The organism is Kitasatospora sp. NPDC101108, from assembly GCF_055584725.1.
The window spans coordinates 25,019-42,272 of the sequence record NZ_JBVJLM010000002.1 but is presented as its reverse complement, the minus strand read 5'-3'; the positions used below and the strand labels follow the sequence as shown (position 1 = coordinate 42,272).

18 protein-coding genes are annotated in these 17,254 nt (G+C 71.8%); 10 read left to right on the top strand and 8 right to left on the bottom strand.

The window, feature by feature from the left end; genetic code table 11:
* The first annotated feature begins 25 nt into the window (after window positions 1–25).
* On the top strand, window positions 26–1,279 hold the full coding sequence (locus tag ACZ6Z8_RS04890; protein WP_465606424.1) for a tetratricopeptide repeat protein: 1,254 nt from the start codon (window positions 26–28) through the stop codon (window positions 1,277–1,279).
* Window positions 1,280–1,410: 131 nt separating this feature from the next.
* Here the strand turns inward: ACZ6Z8_RS04890 and ACZ6Z8_RS04885 are convergent, their stop codons facing one another.
* Window positions 1,411–1,839 (bottom strand): DUF6210 family protein, encoded by a 429-nt coding sequence (locus ACZ6Z8_RS04885; RefSeq protein WP_465606422.1) that lies wholly within the window; start codon window positions 1,837–1,839, stop codon window positions 1,411–1,413.
* 249 nt (window positions 1,840–2,088) lie between these two features.
* On the opposite strand from ACZ6Z8_RS04885, the gene ACZ6Z8_RS04880 reads away from it, so the two are divergent.
* The 4 genes from ACZ6Z8_RS04880 to ACZ6Z8_RS04865 all read left to right on the top strand — a co-directional run bounded on the left by ACZ6Z8_RS04880 (window position 2,089) and on the right by ACZ6Z8_RS04865 (window position 5,338).
* Window positions 2,089–2,790 carry a DUF4328 domain-containing protein gene (locus tag ACZ6Z8_RS04880; protein WP_465606421.1) on the top strand — a complete coding sequence of 234 codons (702 nt, stop codon included), beginning with the start codon at window positions 2,089–2,091 and terminating at the stop codon, window positions 2,788–2,790.
* Between the two features lie 100 nt (window positions 2,791–2,890).
* Window positions 2,891–3,394: a hypothetical protein gene (locus tag ACZ6Z8_RS04875; protein WP_465606419.1), complete on the top strand. Its 504-nt coding sequence runs from the start codon at window positions 2,891–2,893 to the stop codon at window positions 3,392–3,394.
* Window positions 3,395–3,572: 178 nt separating this feature from the next.
* Window positions 3,573–4,715 (top strand): hypothetical protein, encoded by a 1,143-nt coding sequence (locus ACZ6Z8_RS04870; RefSeq protein ID WP_465606418.1) that lies wholly within the window; start codon window positions 3,573–3,575, stop codon window positions 4,713–4,715.
* Between the two features lie 53 nt (window positions 4,716–4,768).
* Complete coding sequence (locus tag ACZ6Z8_RS04865) at window positions 4,769–5,338, top strand: hypothetical protein (protein ID WP_465606416.1); 570 nt, start codon at window positions 4,769–4,771, stop codon at window positions 5,336–5,338.
* 87 nt (window positions 5,339–5,425) lie between these two features.
* Here the strand turns inward: ACZ6Z8_RS04865 and ACZ6Z8_RS04860 are convergent, their stop codons facing one another.
* The gene (locus tag ACZ6Z8_RS04860; protein ID WP_465606415.1) at window positions 5,426–6,019 is read right to left on the bottom strand and encodes a class I SAM-dependent methyltransferase; all 594 of its coding nucleotides are present in this window, start codon (window positions 6,017–6,019) and stop codon (window positions 5,426–5,428) included.
* Here ACZ6Z8_RS04860 and ACZ6Z8_RS04855 point away from each other — a divergent pair.
* Window positions 6,008–6,649: an SMI1/KNR4 family protein gene (locus tag ACZ6Z8_RS04855; protein WP_465606414.1), complete on the top strand. Its 642-nt coding sequence runs from the start codon at window positions 6,008–6,010 to the stop codon at window positions 6,647–6,649. The two genes, ACZ6Z8_RS04860 and ACZ6Z8_RS04855, sit on opposite strands and share 12 nt — an antisense overlap.
* A gap of 1 nt (window position 6,650) precedes the next feature.
* On the opposite strand, the gene ACZ6Z8_RS04850 is transcribed toward ACZ6Z8_RS04855, so the two are convergent.
* Window positions 6,651–7,346, bottom strand: coding sequence for an aspartate/glutamate racemase family protein (locus ACZ6Z8_RS04850; RefSeq protein ID WP_465606412.1), 696 nt, complete (start codon window positions 7,344–7,346; stop codon window positions 6,651–6,653).
* A gap of 105 nt (window positions 7,347–7,451) precedes the next feature.
* A complete protein-coding gene (locus ACZ6Z8_RS04845; RefSeq protein ID WP_465606410.1) occupies window positions 7,452–9,302 on the bottom strand; it encodes a CocE/NonD family hydrolase in 1,851 nt (616 codons plus the stop codon).
* Between the two features lie 239 nt (window positions 9,303–9,541).
* Here ACZ6Z8_RS04845 and nicT point away from each other — a divergent pair, with 239 nt between their 5' ends.
* A complete protein-coding gene (gene nicT, locus ACZ6Z8_RS04840) occupies window positions 9,542–10,678 on the top strand; it encodes a Nickel transporter NicT (RefSeq protein WP_465606408.1) in 1,137 nt (378 codons plus the stop codon).
* Between the two features lie 190 nt (window positions 10,679–10,868).
* Here nicT and ACZ6Z8_RS04835 read toward each other — a convergent pair whose 3' ends face one another.
* Both ACZ6Z8_RS04835 and lepB read right to left on the bottom strand, forming a co-directional pair.
* Entirely contained in the window at window positions 10,869–11,807 is a 939-nt protein-coding gene (locus ACZ6Z8_RS04835; protein WP_465606407.1) for an SGNH/GDSL hydrolase family protein, read from the bottom strand.
* Between the two features lie 244 nt (window positions 11,808–12,051).
* A complete protein-coding gene (lepB, locus tag ACZ6Z8_RS04830) occupies window positions 12,052–12,723 on the bottom strand; it encodes a signal peptidase I (protein ID WP_465606406.1) in 672 nt (223 codons plus the stop codon).
* Between the two features lie 167 nt (window positions 12,724–12,890).
* Here lepB and ACZ6Z8_RS04825 point away from each other — a divergent pair, with 167 nt between their 5' ends.
* The 3 genes from ACZ6Z8_RS04825 (at window position 12,891) to ACZ6Z8_RS04815 (ending at window position 15,563) form a co-directional block, all read left to right on the top strand.
* Window positions 12,891–13,343: a (2Fe-2S) ferredoxin domain-containing protein gene (locus ACZ6Z8_RS04825; protein WP_465606404.1), complete on the top strand. Its 453-nt coding sequence runs from the start codon at window positions 12,891–12,893 to the stop codon at window positions 13,341–13,343.
* A gap of 126 nt (window positions 13,344–13,469) precedes the next feature.
* Window positions 13,470–13,724, top strand: coding sequence for a hypothetical protein (locus tag ACZ6Z8_RS04820; protein ID WP_465606402.1), 255 nt, complete (start codon window positions 13,470–13,472; stop codon window positions 13,722–13,724).
* 171 nt (window positions 13,725–13,895) lie between these two features.
* Window positions 13,896–15,563 carry a purple acid phosphatase family protein gene (locus tag ACZ6Z8_RS04815; protein WP_465606401.1) on the top strand — a complete coding sequence of 556 codons (1,668 nt, stop codon included), beginning with the start codon at window positions 13,896–13,898 and terminating at the stop codon, window positions 15,561–15,563.
* Window positions 15,564–15,599: 36 nt separating this feature from the next.
* Here the strand turns inward: ACZ6Z8_RS04815 and ACZ6Z8_RS04810 are convergent, their stop codons facing one another.
* Window positions 15,600–15,932, bottom strand: coding sequence for a YnfA family protein (locus tag ACZ6Z8_RS04810; protein ID WP_465606399.1), 333 nt, complete (start codon window positions 15,930–15,932; stop codon window positions 15,600–15,602).
* A 43-nt stretch (window positions 15,933–15,975) separates the two neighbouring features.
* Complete coding sequence (locus ACZ6Z8_RS04805; protein ID WP_465606398.1) at window positions 15,976–17,190, bottom strand: pyridoxal phosphate-dependent aminotransferase; 1,215 nt, start codon at window positions 17,188–17,190, stop codon at window positions 15,976–15,978.
* Window positions 17,191–17,254 lie beyond the last annotated feature (64 nt).

Below are 17,254 nucleotides of genomic sequence, written 5' to 3'. Positions count from 1 at the left end.
AGCAGAACCGAAGACGGAGAGTCGCGTGCTGGACCACCTCATCACCCACGACGACAACCTGCGAATGGTGCCCACCGATCGGACTGAGCTGGCCATCGCCGTGGGCCAGCTTCGGGACGAACTGAGGAACCTTCCCGAGGGGGCCGACCCCGCTCGTACGCGGGTCCTGACCCGCTGGATCGGCATCGGGCAACTCTGCCTGGGCAACCAGGAGGAGGCCCGTAACTTCCTCCGGCAGTCGCTCGATCTCGCCGCAGTAATCGGCAACACCCACGCCCTCGTTGCCACCGAACTCAACCTCGCTGATGCTCACCGCTACTCCGGCGAGGTGCAGGCCGCGGACGCGCTCTACCGCAGCGCGCTGGACACCGCGCGGAGCCACCACCCGGAACTCGTTGACTACGCGCTCCAGCACACCGGCAAGGCGCTGATGGAACGCGGCGACCTCACGGGGGCACAGACCTACCTGCAAGAGGCGCTGCGTCTGCGGATCGCCAAGGGCGATGCCGAGCTCGTCGAGTCCACACAGGCCGCGCTCGACAGGGTGAAGCTGCTGACCGCCCAGGCCGCCGCGTGCGCCGCAGGTGTCGTGCCGCCGCCCCAGTGGAGCGGCGAGTGGACCTCATGGCTCCAGTCCCACACCACGACCAAGACGCCGGCCCGATGGACGGCTGACTTCCCCTCCCTCCGGCATGCTGTAGGCGGACTCACCGCGTACCAGCGTGTACAGCCGCGTCATCTGCGCCACCTTCGCGACCAGTCGTTCCCGGCCGAACTGATCGTGGCGATGGCGGGGGAAGCTGAGAAGGCCATCGCGGTCGACGGCTACCTCCACAACGGCAAGTGGAACGCCGCCGTTGGCGACGCCGCCAACCACTTTGCCGAACATGTCGATCTAGCCGCAGTCGTGGCCCGCTCGACCGGCCTGGCGGTTGAGCGGCCGCACACTGCCGTCTACATCGCCTACGTGGACGAAGGACAGCATCTGGACTTCCACCTGGACGAGTTCGGCTTCGGCGAGGCCAACATGATCCTCTGCCTCAAGCACGAACGCCTCGACGCCGCGCCCAGCATGAGCACCACCGTGTTCATCAGCGCCGACGGCTACCTCGAACACGATCTCGCTGCGGGCGACTGCGTCGTGTTCGACGGCGCACTTACACCGCACGGCCGGACGCCGCTGTGCGCTGGAGAGCGCGTCACCCTCATCAGCTTCGGCTTCCGCGCCCGTGACCAGGCTCGGCGCACGGTCACTGGCCTTCCTTCGGCCCCGCAGTAGTGGCCGCCGCCCGACCGGTCCGGGATCCTGTCTCATCCCCTACCCGCACAACCGGAGCACCTCGGTCGTCCCCGCAGGTTGGCGACGGGGCGGGGTTCCCCGGTTCGGGACGGACAGCTGATTCCCGCCGTTCAGTCCGAGTTGGACCACACCAGCACGGCGGGGCCGTCCGGCGTGACCACCGGCACCCAGGCCTCGTCGACCTCGCGGATCCGGCTCTCGTCGAGCCGCAGCGGGTGCGGCTCGTCCGTGATTCCGTCGCATGCCCAGTAGCGGACGGCTCCGACGATCTCGCGGAGCCTGTCCCGCTCGTCATCCGGCCACGGGTAGTCCCAGATGCCGGCGCCGCGGTAGTCCCTCTCGAACAACTCGCGCAACGCATCCAGCGCGGCAGGGCCGAACAGTGGCACGAGGAAGCCCTCAACCTGCCCCTGCCGACACGCGGTACCGCCGTACTGGTGCTGATAGAAGACAGCTGTCCTCGCTTCGACCAGCGCATACATCCAGCCACCGGCACTGATGCCGTCGGGATCGAGGGCCACGAAGCGTCGAGAGCTCATGACCGCAGTCTCCTGAGCTGCTGTCACGAGCTCAACAGCGTTTCCCCGGACGTCCGCCCGGCCGACTTCCTGCGGTCCGGTGGCCAGTGGTCACAGGCGTGGGGCAGGATGTGCTCCAGCGATGGGGTGTTCGTGCCCGGGGTGTGCGCCCCGTCCGCGATGTATCCACGAAAACGCTGGTGCACGAAGCTGATCGGCCCTAAGGTAGCGGCCCGTCACCCCCTGATCCGAACCTGGAGTCCTTCCCCCATGCCCTCGCCCGCCGTGTTCCGCTCACCGAGAGCGGCCGCCACCGCCGCCACCGTCCTTCTCTCCGTGAGCGGTGCGGTGGCACTCTTCCGCCTCGCGGTCGACGTCCACCTGTACGGCCTGGTCGGTGACCTCATGACCGGTGCCGCCAACGTCGACGGCACCACGCTCACCGACGCGGACAACCTCAACGACACCGCCCTCTCGGTGAACCTCCTGGCCCTGATCGCCACGGCGGCCGCCTTCCTCACCTGGTTCTACCGAGTGCGGGTGAACGCCGAGGTGCTGTACCCGCACGGGCACCGGTTCCGGCGCGGCTGGGCGATCGGCGGATGGTTCACGCCCCTGGTGAATCTCTGGTTCCCCCGGCAGATAGCCGGTGACATCTGGCAGGCCGGCGCCCGGCCCGACGAAACCGGTGTGCGGCCGCCGCTCTCCCAGACGCTGCTCAACCTGTGGTGGGGCACCTTCGTCGTGGGCAACGCGCTCAACCGGATGGGCAGCAAGTTCACCGATGCCGCGCGCTACCCGGACGACTACCAGCAGGGCGTCGTCTGGCTGATCGCCTCCGATGTGCTCGAAGTGGCCGCCGCGGTCTTCGCCGTCCTGGTGGTGCGGAAGCTGACGGCCATGCAGGAGGAGCGCTTCGCCGAGTCCGCCGCCCGGGCCTACGGGGTCCACGTCTCGGCCGTCGAGAGCTGACCCCGCTCCGCTCAGGGACGTCGCGCGCAGGAAGTCGGCCCGTCCGACTTCCTGCGTCGACCCGGCGGATCCGGGGCGAGGATCTGCTGAGGAGCAGGGCGTGGAGAGTCTGTTGAAGCGTGTCTCCGGCGTCCGTTGGGCCGACTTTCGCGATGCGACGGGGGCTCCGGCGGGCGGCATTCCAGGGCTGCTCTCCCGGATCGCGTACGGGGATGGGGACACGGCCCGCGCTGCGGTCGAAGAACTGGGTGATGCCGTCTGTGCGCTGGGGTTCGTCGTCGTCGAGGCGACCGCCGCCGTGGTCCCCTTCCTGGTCGAGCTGACCGGGACCCCACGCGTGGCGTGCAAGGCGGAGTTGGCGGACCTGCTGGGGAACATCTGCAAGGCCGACCAGTGGCACTCCGCCGCAGCGGCCGCCAGCGGTGACAAGCGCGGCGTGAGCTATCGGCTGCAACGCGGCTGGGAGGCGGCCGCGAGGGCGGCAGTCCACGCGGGCCGGTCCGTCATCGAAGGCGTGGCGTCCTCGCTACGGCCGGAGGAGGCCGCAGCTGCACGGAGGTTGCTGCAGGTGATGGATCACGTCATGCCGCTCCCGGACCGTTGACCGGTCCTCGCGGACGGCCCTGAGCCGTTGCCGCATTCGCTGTCCCGGTGGTGGGCGAGGTGATGTCCGTGGCTGTCCCCGTCCCGCTGGCGGGACGCGCGCGCAGGAAGTCGGCCCGTCCGACTTCCTGCGTCGACCCGGCGGCCGGTTGTCACAGGCGAAGGGCAGACTCCTCCGCATGACGCTTGCTCAACCCCTGGCGCCCGTGGCACCGCCGCTGTGGCGGCCGCTCCGGCGGCTGCACCACCGGACGGTGGATCGGCGCACGGCCGCGGCGGCGAGGGACCTCCGGGCGGTTGTGGGGAAGCGGCTCGATGTCGCTCTGCTGCGTCGTGCGCTGGCCTGCCAGGCCGACGGGGTCCTCGTGCCCCGGCTCATCGCGACCGGGTTCCTGGCAATGGTGGTGGCCGGGTTCCTCATAACGGGCATGAAGGGGAACTGCACGCCCGGGGGATACCTCCCCGCGTCCGGTGGTGAGGTCGGCCCCTGCCCGACGCACCAGGACAAGGTGAACGTCGCGGAGATCGTCGGCTGCTGGGCGGCCGCGTTCGTCGTGACCGCAGCCGTGCGCAGCGCGGTGCGGGCCACCGCCGTGCGGCCCGCCCAGGAGCCGGTGTTCCCGGCGCTGGCCGTCCTGAGGGCCTGTGCCCGGCTGCACGAACCCGGGGCGGGGCACGCGGAGGCGGCCCAGCTGAGTGTGAAGGCGCAGGCCCTGGGGCAGGCGCTGATCGATGCGGCGGGACGGGTCGCCAGCGACTACGGCTCGCGGGCGAGCACCCGAAAGCGTCTGCTCGACCATGCCCGGCAGGTCGCGGCGCTCCTGGAGCGCACCGCCGACGAACTGCTGCCGCACCGGGAACGCGCCACCCGGGAACTGGCCGAGCTCGCCGGGGCGATCGCCGAACAGACCGCCGACGGGCGGTTCACCGACCTCCTGGGCGCGATGGGACAGCCCCCGGACCTGCCGACGAGCGCCCCGGAGTCACCGGACCGTGCCGACGGGCGCAGGCTGGCCGTCGCGGCGGTGACGGCGTTGCTGCTGACCGTCTCGCTGGCCGTCACGACCGGGATGCTCGGCCTCCCCGCCTTCGTCACCGCGCCCCTGGCGGCGATCACCGTCCCGCTGCTCACCTTCCTGCTGCTGGCGTACCGCTTCGGGCTGGTCGAGGCGCTGCGCCTCGTCCAGGTTCTGCGCACGGTGCGGGGGGAGAACCCCGTGGAGCCGACGGCGACGGCCGAACGGCCGGCGGCCGGGCAGGCGGAGCAGGCAGAGCAGGCAGGTCCGGCAGGTCCGGCCGACGGGGGCGCCTCGCCGCCGTGAGGAGGCCCACGAACCCATGGTGCTGCGGTGGTTGGTGGGTCTACGTTGGCGCGGTGAGTGCTTCGACTGGCGCCGTACGACGACGGCGCGTGTTCTTCTCCGTCGGCTGGGCCGTCCTCCTGGCGGCGGTCGTGGTGCCGCCGTTGGTGGTCGGGCCGGCGTTCGCGCGTTCGGGGGCGCTGATCGCGTCCGGGCTGGTGGCCGCGCTCGGGCCCGCCGTTCTGCTGGAGGCCGCGACGGCGCGGCGCAGGAGCGTGCGGGTGGCCGGCGGGCTGGTGCGGGCGCGCACCTGGTCGGGCGAGCGGGAGGTGGACCTGCGGGACCTCGCCATCGTCCGTGCCTGGGAGGGGATTTCGAGGGACGGCGCGCACACCTTCGTCTCGCTGGCGGACCGCTCCGGCGGCTGGGTGGTCCTGTTCGCCGACCAGGGGCGCCGCCGGCTGATCGCCGACGCGGTGCGCAGGCACGGCGCGGGCTACGTCTCCCCGTGGGCCCTGGGCCTGTTGGGCCTCAAGCCCACCCGGTGGTACTCGGCGGGTGGTCGCCTGCTCGGGCTGCTCTTCGTGTTCATCGGCCTGCTTCCGGCCGGAATGCTGCTGGCCGCGGCCGTCGCCCAGCGCTGAACGGCCGCTCTCAGCAGCGGCCGTGCCACGTGGCGCGGGATCCGGGGGGCAGCTGCACGGGCCGAGCACGGGCAACGCCGGGGGTGTTCAGGGCTTCTGCCAGGTCAGCGAGTAGCGCCGCAGCAGGTGCCACCGGTAGCGCACGCCGGGCAGGACCTGCTCGGCGGCCTCCCGCACCTCCCGGTAGCTCATCGCCGGCGCGGCCTCCGGCATCCCCGCCGGGCCCCCGGCCCGCCGCAGCACCTTCACGGCCCGCACCAGCGGCGCGGCCGCCACCCGCCGGGTCCAGTCCGCCGCCGTCTCCTCCCGCGCCAGGCCGACCACCACCAACACGCCGCCGGGGCGTAGCAGTTCGCGCATCCGGGTGAGCGCGGCCGGGAAGTCCATGTGGTGGACGGCCGTGACCGAGCAGACGAAGTCGAAGCCCTCGACGGGTAGGTCGACCGTCAGGAAGTTCCCTTCCAGGAAGGCGGGTTCGGCGTGCAGCGCCCGCGCTCGGGCGACCATCCCGGCCGAGCTGTCCACCCCGACCACCCGGGCGCACCGCCGCGCCAGCTTCGCCGCCAACAGCCCGTCCCCGCACCCCACGTCCAGCGCCGACCCGCATCCCGGCGGCACGGCCCGGAGGATCCCGGCGTGCCGCGCCACATTGGTGTTCCAGTACGGCCGTTGCTCGCGCATCTGCTCACCGTAGGGGTCGACGAGCCCCGCCGTGCGAAGATGGGCGGCATGTGGGACGTCGAGGCCGTAGAGGCACGACTGCGGGAGCTGGCACGGGCGGACGGGCAGTGTCGGCGCTTCGGCGCGGACCGGCACCGCTACCGCTTGGACCCGCCGGTGCCGGAGTCGGAGATCGCCCGCTTCGAGGCGGCGCACGGTTTCGAACTCCCCTCGTCCTACCGGGCGTTCATCACCACGGTCGGAAGCGGCGGTGCAGGCCCGGAGTACGGGTTGTACCGCTGGGGCAGCACCAGCTGGGCTCGGCTGCAGACCTACCTGGGCCCCGACTGGGCCGATCACTTCGCCGTCCCCTTCCCGCACACCGAACGGTTCCAGCCCTGGCCCGAGTTGGAGATCTGCGCCCGGCACACTCCGGACGACGAGTCCTTCGACCCCTGCTGGTTCACCGGTTCGATGGCGCTGGCCGAGCTGGGGTGCGGCGGGTTCCTGCGGCTGGTGGTGACGGGTGAGGCCCGTGGCCAGGTGTGGTCGGACGACCTCGCGTACGGCGAAGGCCTGAACCCCGGGCCGGACTTCCGGGCCTGGTACCTGAACTGGCTGGAGGAGGAAGTGTCGCTCCTCGTCGGGTAGTTCAGTCGTCAGCCAGGGCGGCCGTCACGGCGGCCTCGGCGTGGAGGCGGGCGGTGGGGAACACCGGGACGGGGCTGTCCTCCGGCCCGACCAGCAGTTCGATCTCGGTGCAGCCCAGGACGATGCCCTCGGCTCCCGCCGCGACCAACTGCTCGATGACCCGCCGGTACGCCGCCCGCGACTCCTCGCGGACCACCCCGACGCACAGTTCCTCGTAGATCACCCGGTGCACCAGGGCGCGGGATTCGGCGTCGGGGACCAGGACGTCCAGGCCGCCGGAGGCCAACCGGCCCCGGTAGAAGTCCTGTTCCATGGTGAACGCCGTGCCCAGCAGCCCGACCCGCCGCAGGCCCGCCGCCCGGACCGCGTCCGCCGTGGCGTCGGCCAGGTGCAGCAGTGGGACGGTCACCGCCGCCGCGACCTGGTCGGCGACCTTGTGCATGGTGTTGGTGCAGATCAGCAGCAGCTCGGCGCCCGCGGCCTCCAGCGAGCGGGCCGCGTCCGCGAGGACGGCACCGGCCTCCTCCCACTGCCCGGCCGCCTGGAACCGCTCGATGTCGGCGAAGTCGACCGAATGGAGTACGAGCCGGGCGGAGTGCAGGCCGCCGAGGCGGTCGCGGGTGAGTTCGTTCAGGGTGCGGTAGTACTCGGCGGTGGATTCCCAGCTCATGCCGCCGATCAGCCCGAGGGTCTTCATGCGGGCATTTATAAGCCGAGAGTCAAAAGCAAAGCAAGTGTATAAGAATTGCTTTGATCGGCTCCCCGGCTCCCCGTCAGTTCCCCTCAGTTGCCCTCAGCCCCCTCAGTTCCCCCGGGCCACCCGGTGCTGCCATTCCCGGGTGAACACCACCGACCCCGCCTCCAGCGCCCGCAGCTGCACCACGCTGATGAAGTGCCCGGCGTCGCAGCGCAGTTGGGTGCGGGTCTGGACGGTCACGTCCCAGCCGAGGTCGGGCCGCTCCAGCCGTACCGTGTGGTCCGTACGGGCCTGGGCGCTGAGCGGGGCGCCGCTGAGGATGCGGTAGGCGGTGACGGTGTGCTCGTCGCGCACCAGGCCGTCGGGGTGGGTGCGGGTGCCGTCGGTGGCGGGGGAGAGTTCGGCGCGCCATTCGTGGCGGCCGATGTCGTGCACGGTGAGGTGCTCGGGCCGGACGGTGAGCGGTTCGGTGACGTGGACGGCGAGCGGCTCGGGCAGCGAGGGCACCTCGAAGGTGACGGGCGCGGCGCCGACGTCGGCCGCCAGGTGGCGGACCGGCAGGCTGAGGGTGGAGTGGGACGGGTCGAGGGCGTACCCGGTGTCGTCGGCGGGCGGCCACACCCAGGGCCAGTAGACGGAGGAGAACGCGAGCCGCAGCCGGTGCCCGGCCGGGACGGTCGCGGCGCAGGCGGCGAGCTCGACCTCGGCGTCCGGGCCGGCGGCGGTCAGCACGCCGCGGGTGAGCAGCGTGGAGGTGCCGTCGGGGTCGACCGCGCACAGTCGCGCCACCACCTGGGCGGGCCCGCTGTCGGAGCGCAGCCGCACCCGCGCGACGGGGATGCCGAGCAGTTCGACGGGCTCGGGCAGCGGCTGGGAGTCGAAGCAGACCGAGCGCCCGTCCTCCTCGCGCTGGTCCGGCGGCTGGTCGGCGGGGCGGCCGTGCGAGACGTACGCGCCGGCGTTGAGGCCGGTGTGCTGGGGCGAGCGGACGTGGACGTACCGGTCGTCGGAGGCGGTGCCGGCGGTGCGCAGCTGCCCGTCGAGGTCCCAGTGGATCTCCCGGACGTCCGGGGAGGGCCAGGCCTCGTCGCCGGTCCAGCGGGTGCTGATCCAGCTGCGCAGGGCCGGTTCCTTGGCGGCGCCGGTGTCGACGCCGCGCAGCCAGTGGTCCCACCAGCGCAGGGTCTCGGGCAGGGCGGCCTCGGGCAGACCGTGCGGCCAGGGGCCGATCAGGGCGCGGGCGGTGGGGGATTCGGCGAGCAGCCGCAGCACGAAGGAGCAGGACGGGTCGCCCCAGCCGGCCACCGCGAGGACGGGGACGGACACCGGCACGGTGGTGTCCCCGGCGGCGAGCCAGGTGTCGACGGGGGGTTCCAGCGATTCGAGCCGGGCCAGCCAGCCGGGCCGCCAGGCGTCGCCGAGCCGGCGCGGGTCCGGGGGCAGGGCGGCGTCGGCGACCAGTGCGGTGAGCCGGGTGTGCAGGTCGGCGGCCAGGACGGCGCCGCCGAGGCGGTGGCCGCCCTGGGGGCAGGCGGTGACCGCGGCGCCGACGGTGTCCGGCGCCCGGGCGGCGAGCCGCAGCGCGGTGGTCCCGGCGGCGCCGGACCCGAGCAGGCCGAGGCGCCCGCTGCACCAGGGACGGCGGGCGATCCAGTCGATGACGGCGGTGCCGTCGGCGAGCTCCTGTTCGTCGCCGGGCTCCCCGGGCAGGCCGCCGGAGTCGCCGTGGCCGCGGGTGTCGACCCGGACGGCGGCGTAGCCGTGGCCGGCGTACCAGGGGTGGCGGCGGGCGTCCTGGGCGGCGGTGCGGTCGCTCAGGCGGTCGGCCGAGTACTCCAGCAGGGCGGGGACGGGCTCGTCGGCGACCGGGCGCCACACGCGGGCGGCGAGCTCCGTGCCGTCGGGCAGCGGGATGCGGATGTCCTCGCGGGTGGTGTGGAACGGGTACGACGGCATGGCCGCTCCCATCGGGTACCGGGCCGGTGAGCGCCGAGCGGCCCGCGGCGCGGACGGGGACCGCGCCGCGGGCGTCGGCATTCCGACCCTAGGGGAGGGGCCTGGGCGGCGCATGACGATCTTCGGCGGGGGTTCGAGCCGCCCGGAAACCGGACCGTAATTGCGCATGACTTGCAACTGCTCGCCCGAGGGGGGAAAGATGGCCCAGCTCCGCCCGGATCACCCGAAAGGACCACAGGATGCCCAGCACCGCCCCAGGTGCCCCGGCAGGCGCCCCACCTGTCAGATGGCGCGACCGGCTCACCCGTGAGGAGTGGATCCGGCTGGCCGGAATGGGCGGCTTCATCCTCGCGCTGCACGTCATCGGCTGGTTCACGCTGCTCGTCCTGGTCGCGCCGGAGCACTACGACGTCGGCGGCCAGGTGTTCGGCGCGGGCATGGGCCTGACCGCCTACACCCTCGGGATGCGGCACGCCTTCGATGCGGACCACATCGCGGCCATCGACAACACCACCCGCAAGCTGATGGGCCAGGGCAAGCGGCCGCTGTCGGTGGGCTTCTGGTTCTCGCTCGGGCACTCCTCGATCGTCTTCGGCCTGTGCGCGCTGCTGGCCTTCGGCATCCGCACGCTCGCCGACCAGGTGGAGGCGGACGACTCGACCCTGCACCGGATGACCGGCCTGATCGGCACCACCGTCTCCGGCTCGTTCCTGCTGCTGCTCGGCCTGATCAACCTGGGCGCCTTCAACGGCATCCTCCGGGTGTTCCGCCGGATGCGCCTGGGCGAGTACGACGAGGCCGAGCTGGAGCGCCAGTTGGAGCGGCGCGGGCTGATGAACCGGATCCTCGGCAAGGTCACCCGGGCGGTGACCAAGTCCTGGCACATGTACCCGGTGGGCCTGCTGTTCGGCCTGGGCTTCGACACCGCGACCGAGGTGTCCCTGCTGGTGCTGGCGGGCGGCGCGGCGGCCTTCTCGCTGCCCTGGTACGCGCTGCTGACCCTGCCGATCCTGTTCGCGGCGGGGATGAGCCTGCTGGACACCATCGACGGCTCGTTCATGAACTTCGCCTACGAGTGGGCGTTCTCCAAGCCGGTCCGGAAGATCTACTACAACCTGACCGTCACCGGCCTGTCGGTGCTGGTCGCGCTGGTCATCGGCCTGATCGAGCTGATCGGCCTGCTCGGGGAGAAGCTGGACATCACCAGCGGGCCGATCGCCTGGATCGGCGATCTGGACCTCAACTTCGTCGGCTACGCGATCGTCGGCCTGTTCGTGCTGACCTGGATCGGGGCGATCGCGTTCTGGAAGTTCGGCAAGGTCGAGGAGAAGTGGTCGGCCGGACTGGCTGCCGCTTCCCCGGCCGAAGCTGAGTAGCCCCGAAGCTGAGTAGCCCCGAAGCCGAGTAGCCCCGAAGCGGAGTAACTCCGGAACGGGGACGAACGCAACCGAGGGGCCGGTGACCGGGGTCTGGTCACCGGCCCCTCGGGGCTTTCCGGAGTCCCCTGCGCAGTCGCCGTTCGGGACTTCGCCGTTCGGGACTTTCCGAAGGCCGTTGCCGCCGCGGTTACTTCAGCGCGGCGAGCACCGCGTTCGCCATCACCTGCTCGCCGGTCGCGTTCGGGTGGAACGGTACGGCGGGCGAGCCGGGCAGCGCGCCCTCGATCCAGCGGTCGTCGGAGCAGACGTCGTGCCCGCGGGTCGGCGTCGCGGTGTCCACGTACGTCGCGCCGTTGGCGGCCGCGGTGGACTTCAGGGCGGCGTTCAGCTTGTTGAGCACCCCGTACATGTACTCGACGTCGCCCGGCGTCACCGGCTGGCGCAGGACGCAGGTCGAGCCGTCGGCGGGCAGCACGGACGGGTAACCGACCAGCAGCACCCGGGCCTTGGGGGCCTTGGCGTGGATCTGCTGGAGGGTGGTGGCGATCTGCGGGGCGATGGTGGTGGTGATCCGCTCGGCCAGGTCGTCGTTGCCGTACTGCCAGGACCAGGTGTTCCAGTCCCAGTAGCCGTGGTGGTAGACGTCCTTGCACGGCGTGCCGAGCGGGTTGACGACTGCGCCGGCGATGCAGGTCGCGACCAGTTCGCCGAGGCCGAGGTCGCTGGTGGCGAGGTCGTTGCCGCCGATCCCGAGGGTGACCAGGTCGGTGTCGGCGGTCACCGAGTCCAGCTGCGGGTCGTTGACCCGGATGAAGGCGTCGTACTGCGGCTGCGTCATGGCCTTGACCTTGGCGGCCGAGCAGGTGGCGTCGGTGTAGGCGCCGGCCTTGAGCGAGGCGGCGAGCAGGTGGCCGTAGTTGTGGTCGGAGCGCAGACACAGGCCGGCCGACTGGCCGGGCACGCCGGCGCCGGCGGCGTAGGAGTCGCCGAGGGCCACGTAGTGCTTCGGGGCGGGGGTGGCGGCCTGGGCCGTGGTGGAGGTGAGTGCGAGGGCGGCGCCGACGGCGACGGCGGCGAGCAGGCTCGAATTGCGGAGTCGCCGGGAATTCCGGGCAGGGCGGAGCACGGTTCCTCCTGGGGGAGAGAAACGACGGGTGGGGGTCGTGCCGAGCCGGGCCACAGCTACTCGCAGGTAAGTTACTTCCAGGTTTCGTCGGCGTCCATGCTTTCGACGGAAATTCCGGAAACCCCGTCAGTTGGCACTGGGTGACATTTCGAATTCCGCTCCACCGTGTTTCGAAAACAACTCCGATACGCGGTGGAGCGGAATTCGAGCACTCCGCGGCGACGGCCGAGGGGCCGACCCGCCGTCAGTCGAGGGGCTCGGCCGGGGCGCGGCGCCGGGCGGCGGCGAAGGAGGCGATGACCACCGCGGCGAGCACCCCGAAGACCGTGAGCAGGGCGCCGAGCACCATCAGCAGCGCCGCGCCGATCAGCTTGCCGGGCAGGGCGGGGGAGTCGCTGCCGGAGTGCCAGACCACCCGGTCGCCGGTCAACGCGGCGAGTTCGACGGTGCCCTGGTGGCCGTCGTCGAGGTGGAGCCGGGAGTCGGTCGCGGTGGTCCTCCGGTCGCCCATCAGGAAGGCCCGCCCGGGCGGGACGGTGACGTCGAAGTCGCGTCGGCAGCTGTCGGCCTGCCGGTCGGCCGGTTCGTCCAGCGGCTGCCCGTCGAGGCTGAGCCGACCGTCGGCGCAGACGATCCGCTGGCCGCCGAGGGCCATCACCCGGAACACGGGGGAACCGTGGAGGCCCCAGGGGGAGTCGGCGATGTAGATCTCGCCGCGCCGGACGTCCGCGGACGTGACCCGGTCGGCCAGCATCCGGTCGCCCGGCCGGAGCGCCGGCTCCATCGCCGTGCCGTCCATGCGGTGGAGGGAGTAGCCGCCGGTGAGGACCACCGAGAGTCCGAGCGCCCCGCACAGGATCCCGGCCACCGCCACGGCCACCGCGAACCACAGGCCCCGGGCCCTCCGCTTCGGCATCCGCCCGTTCCCCTCTCCCCGGCCCTTCCCCGGCCGCTCGTCGGTCGGATCCTATTCCAGGCCGATCGGGTGCCCCTCGGGGGCCGGTGCCCTGACAGGTACAGTTCCGGTGCAGAGCGTGCCGTCGACGACCCGGGGCCGCCGACCCAGGAGGGGGACCAGAGCGGATGAGCCGCCGAGACCGTGACCGCGACCGTGAGGGCAGGGCCGACCGTGACGGCGGGAACGGCCGCGACCGGAAGCGGGGCGCCGGCTCCCCGGTGACCGTCACCGTGTGCCGGGGCTGCTGCTGCGGCACCGAGGCGAAGCACCCGGGGGTGGACCACGCCGGGCAGTACGAACGGCTGCGGACGGCCGTCGGCTCGGCGGGCCGGGTCCGGGCCGTCACCTGCCTGGACGTGTGCACCCAGTCCAACGTGGTGGTGGTCGGCCCGTCCAGCGAGGGGCGGGCGGCCGGCGGCCGCCCGGTCTGGCTCGGCTTCGTGCTGATGGACGAGATGATCGACGACATAGCCGCCTGGGTGCACGCGGGCGGCCCGGGCCTCGCCGACCCGCCCGGGCTGCTCGACCTCCAGCTGATCTCGGTCTCCCGGCGGGTCCGCGAGGGCCTCCCGGAGTGACCCGCCAGGTCTGACGATCCCGACCATGGTGACGTCACGTCAGATGCACGCCCCGGGACGGCTTCGAGGTCGGCCCACTACCATGACCGGTGGCATCGAGCGGTTCCGCGCAACGGGAGGAAGACGATGACGACGGTCTGCCGCATCTGCGCGGGCACCGGCCGCACCGCCGGCCTCAACTGCCGCACCTGCCAGGGCACCGGGACCACCGAGGTGGGCGGCGGGGGCGGCAACTGCTTCCTCTGCGACGGCACCGGGGTGTACGTCCGCTACCGGGTGGACGCGACGGGCGCCAAGCAGGCCTACCGGGACGAGATCTGCCGCACCTGCGACGGCACCGGCAGCCGCACCGCGAACCTCTGGGACGAACCGTCCGCCTGACTCCCCCTCCGGCGCACCCGGGAGCGGAGGCCCGGCCCCGCCATGCCCTCCGGTACGGACGTGTTCTTTACCGGATCGTGACCCAGCGTTGGTGTTCGAGTGGGGGAGGCGCTGACGCCCGTTCACCGGGAGTCCGCGTGCGGTCAACGCACCGCTGACAGAGTCCCGCGCATGGATATCCCCAACATGGGCGTGCCGGCCAAGCTTGCCGACCGCATGAGCATGGCCGAGCAGCACGAGTACCTGCGGGCCCGTTTCTCCCGCCGTCGGATGCTGCGCGCCGGCGCGGTGACCGTGGGCGCCGTGGCCGTCGGCGGTGCCCTGGGCAGTGCACCGGCCTTCGCCGCCCCGGCCGGTCCGCAGCTGCTGACCGGTGCCACGACGGCCGGCATCGACGGCGCGCTGGTCGCGCCGATCGGCCGTCACCTCCAGTTCGGCGCCGAGCCGGACACCCAGTTCCGCATCTCCTGGCAGGTCCCGGCGCCGGTCAAGAAGCCGTTCCTGCGCTTCGGCAAGCACCCGTGGGAGCTCAGCCACAAGATCGAGGCCGAGGTCCGCGCCCTGCACACCCCGGCGCTGACCCCGAACGGCCAGCCGGTGGACCAGTACTACCTGCACGTGGCGCTGGAGGACCTCCACCCCGACACCACCTACTACTACGGCGTCGGCCACGAGGGCTTCGACCCCGCCTCGCAGCAGCAGATCTCCACCCTGCACACCTTCCGCACCGCGCCGTCCCGCGACCACCGCTGGGGCAAGGTGTACGAGCCGTTCACCTTCACCGCCTTCGGCGACCAGGGTGTCAGCGCCCACGCGGCCGGCAACGACAACATCATCAAGGCCCAGAAGCCGGCCTTCCACCTGCACGCCGGCGACATCTGCTACGCCGACCCGGCCGGTTCGGGCACCGACCCGGACAAGTCCGTCTTCAACGCGCGGACCTGGGACGACTTCCTGGTCCAGACCGAGACGGTCGCCGCCGACATCCCGTGGATGGTCGCGTACGGCAACCACGACGTCGAGGCCTGGTACTCGCCCAACGGCTACGGCGGCGAGAACAGCCGCTTCTTCCTGCCGGACAACGGCCCGGACCCGCGCCAGGTCCCCGGCGTCTACACCTTCCGCTACAAGAACGTCGGCGTCGTCTCGCTGGACGCCAACGACGTGTCCTACGAGATCCCGGCCAACCTGGGCCTCTCGGCGGGCAAGCAGACCAAGTGGCTGGAGCGCACCCTCAAGGACCTGCGCGGCGACGAGACCGTCGACTTCATCGTGGTCTTCTTCCACCACTGCGCCTTCTCCACCACCGTCGCCCACGCCTCCGAGGGCGGCGTCCGCGAGGCCTGGGTGCCGCTGTTCGAGAAGTACCGGGTGGACCTGGTCATCAACGGCCACAACCACATCTACGAGCGCACCGACGCCATCCTCGGCAACAAGGTCGCCAAGCAGGTACCGAGCGGCGCCACCATCGAGCCCGCCAAGGACGGCGTGGTCTACGTGACCGCGGGCGCGGCCGGCCGCAGCCTGTACAAGTTCGACGTGCCGGACACCTACGAGGGGCACGAGAACCACCAGGACGAGGTGAAGACCTACTACTGGGGCAAGGGCAGGGTGAAGGTCCCCGAGACCATCCAGTGGTCGCGGGTGCGCTACACCGGCTACTCCTTCATCAAGGTCGACATCACCCCGGCCCACCGGGGCCAGAAGTCGGTCATGAAGGTCACCGCGCTGGCCGAGAACGGCACGCAGATCGACAACTACACGATCCTGCGCGAGGTCGGCGAGGGCTGGGACTCCAACGGCGACGACGACGGGCAGGGCGGCGGCTGGGGCTGGTAGCCCCGATCGGCCCGGTGCGGCCCCGGCGCGGGAGGTTCAGCGCCGGGGCCCGTACATGATCACACCGACCCCGGCCAGGCAGATCAGCGCGCCGAGCAGGTCGTAGCGGGTCGGCCGGAAGCCGTCCACGACCACGCCCCACAGCAGCGACCCGGCCACGAACACCCCGCCGTAGGCGGCCAGTACCCGGCCGAAGTGCGCATCCGGCTGCAGCGCCGCCACGAAGCCGTACGCGCCGAGCGCCACCACGCCCAACCCCGCCAGCCACCAGGGCCGTTGCTCCTTCACGCTCTGCCAGACCAGCCAGCAGCCGCCGATCTCGGCGAGCGCGGCGAGGGCGAACAGGGCGACGGAACGGAGCACGGTCATGACGTGCAGGTTAGGGCCTGCCCGGCGGACAGGCCCCAGGCGCTCAGCCCTGCCGGTACGTCGCCAGGAAGCGTCCGATCCGGTTGATCGCCGTCTCCAGGTCGTCGGCGCGCGGGAGGGTGACGAAGCGGAAGTGGTCCGGGCGGGGCCAGTTGAAGCCGGTGCCCTGGACGACGTGGATCTTCTCGCGCAGCAGCAGGTCCAGGACGAAGCGCTCGTCGTCGACGATCCGGTGCACGGCCGGGTCGAGCCGGGCGAAGGCGTACAGGGCGCCCTTGGGCTTGACGCAGCTGACGCCGGGGATCTCGTTGAGCGCCTTGACCGCGATGTCCCGCTGCTCGGTGAGCCGGCCGCCGGGCAGGACCAGGTCGTTGATGGACTGGTGGCCGCCGAGCGCGGCCTGCACCGCGTACTGCGCGGGCACGTTGGGGCACAGCCGCATGCCGGAGAGCATGGTCAGGCCCTCCAGGTAGTCGGTGGCGTGCTGCTTGGGGCCGGAGACCACCAGCCAGCCGCTGCGGAAGCCGGCCACCCGGTAGGCCTTGGAGAGGCCGTTGAAGGTGAGGGTGAGCACGTCGTCGGCGAGGGCGGCCAGGCAGTGGTGCTCGGTGCCGTCGTAGAGGATCTTGTCGTAGATCTCGTCGGCCAGCACCATCAGCTGGTGGCGGCGGGCCAGGTCGAGGATGCCCTCCAGGAGCTCCTTCGGGTAGACCGCGCCGGTGGGGTTGTTGGGGTTGATGACGACGATCGCCTTGGTGCGGGCGGTGATCTTGGCGGCGATGTCGTCCAGGTCCGGGTACCACTCGGCCCCTTCGTCGCACAGGTAGTGCACGGCCTTGCCGCCGGCCAGCCGGACGGACGCCGTCCACAGCGGGTAGTCCGGCATCGGGACGAGCACCTCGTCGCCGTCGTCGACCAGCGCGGTGACCGCCATCTGGATCAGCTCGGAGACGCCGTTGCCGAGGTAGACGTCGTTGACGCCGACGCCCTGGACCCCGCGCTGCTGGTAGTACTGCACCACCGCGCGCCGGGCCGGCAGGATGCCCCGGGAGTCGCTGTAGCCGTGCGCCGAGGGCAGGTTGCGGATGATGTCCTGGATGATCTCCTCGGGCGCCTCGAAGCCGAACGGAGCCGGGTTGCCGGTGTTCAGGCGCAGCACGCTGTGCCCGGCCTCCTCCAGGGCGTTGGCCTGGTCGACCACCGGGCCCCGGATCTCGTAGCACACGTCATTCAGCTTGCTGGACTGCCGAAACTCCATCTGCGGCCTCCCGACCGTCACCACCGCTCCGTTGCTTCTGCTTTGTTCTACCAAGCTGGCACTT

What these genes read in the sequence shown, in the direction of transcription:
- ACZ6Z8_RS04825 (WP_465606404.1), top strand. Translation starts at nt 12,891, where the DNA reads ATGAGCCGCCGAGACCGTGACCGCGACCGTGAGGGCAGGGCCGACCGT.
- ACZ6Z8_RS04860 (WP_465606415.1), bottom strand. Translation starts at nt 6,019, where the DNA reads ATGCGCGAGCAACGGCCGTACTGGAACACCAATGTGGCGCGGCACGCC.
- lepB (WP_465606406.1), bottom strand. Translation starts at nt 12,723, where the DNA reads ATGCCGAAGCGGAGGGCCCGGGGCCTGTGGTTCGCGGTGGCCGTGGCG.
- ACZ6Z8_RS04870 (WP_465606418.1), top strand. Translation starts at nt 3,573, where the DNA reads ATGACGCTTGCTCAACCCCTGGCGCCCGTGGCACCGCCGCTGTGGCGG.
- ACZ6Z8_RS04845 (WP_465606410.1), bottom strand. Translation starts at nt 9,302, where the DNA reads ATGCCGTCGTACCCGTTCCACACCACCCGCGAGGACATCCGCATCCCG.
- nicT (WP_465606408.1), top strand. Translation starts at nt 9,542, where the DNA reads ATGCCCAGCACCGCCCCAGGTGCCCCGGCAGGCGCCCCACCTGTCAGA.
- ACZ6Z8_RS04885 (WP_465606422.1), bottom strand. Translation starts at nt 1,839, where the DNA reads ATGAGCTCTCGACGCTTCGTGGCCCTCGATCCCGACGGCATCAGTGCC.
- ACZ6Z8_RS04880 (WP_465606421.1), top strand. Translation starts at nt 2,089, where the DNA reads ATGCCCTCGCCCGCCGTGTTCCGCTCACCGAGAGCGGCCGCCACCGCC.
- ACZ6Z8_RS04805 (WP_465606398.1), bottom strand. Translation starts at nt 17,190, where the DNA reads ATGGAGTTTCGGCAGTCCAGCAAGCTGAATGACGTGTGCTACGAGATC.
- ACZ6Z8_RS04810 (WP_465606399.1), bottom strand. Translation starts at nt 15,932, where the DNA reads ATGACCGTGCTCCGTTCCGTCGCCCTGTTCGCCCTCGCCGCGCTCGCC.
- ACZ6Z8_RS04820 (WP_465606402.1), top strand. Translation starts at nt 13,470, where the DNA reads ATGACGACGGTCTGCCGCATCTGCGCGGGCACCGGCCGCACCGCCGGC.
- ACZ6Z8_RS04850 (WP_465606412.1), bottom strand. Translation starts at nt 7,346, where the DNA reads ATGAAGACCCTCGGGCTGATCGGCGGCATGAGCTGGGAATCCACCGCC.
- ACZ6Z8_RS04815 (WP_465606401.1), top strand. Translation starts at nt 13,896, where the DNA reads ATGGATATCCCCAACATGGGCGTGCCGGCCAAGCTTGCCGACCGCATG.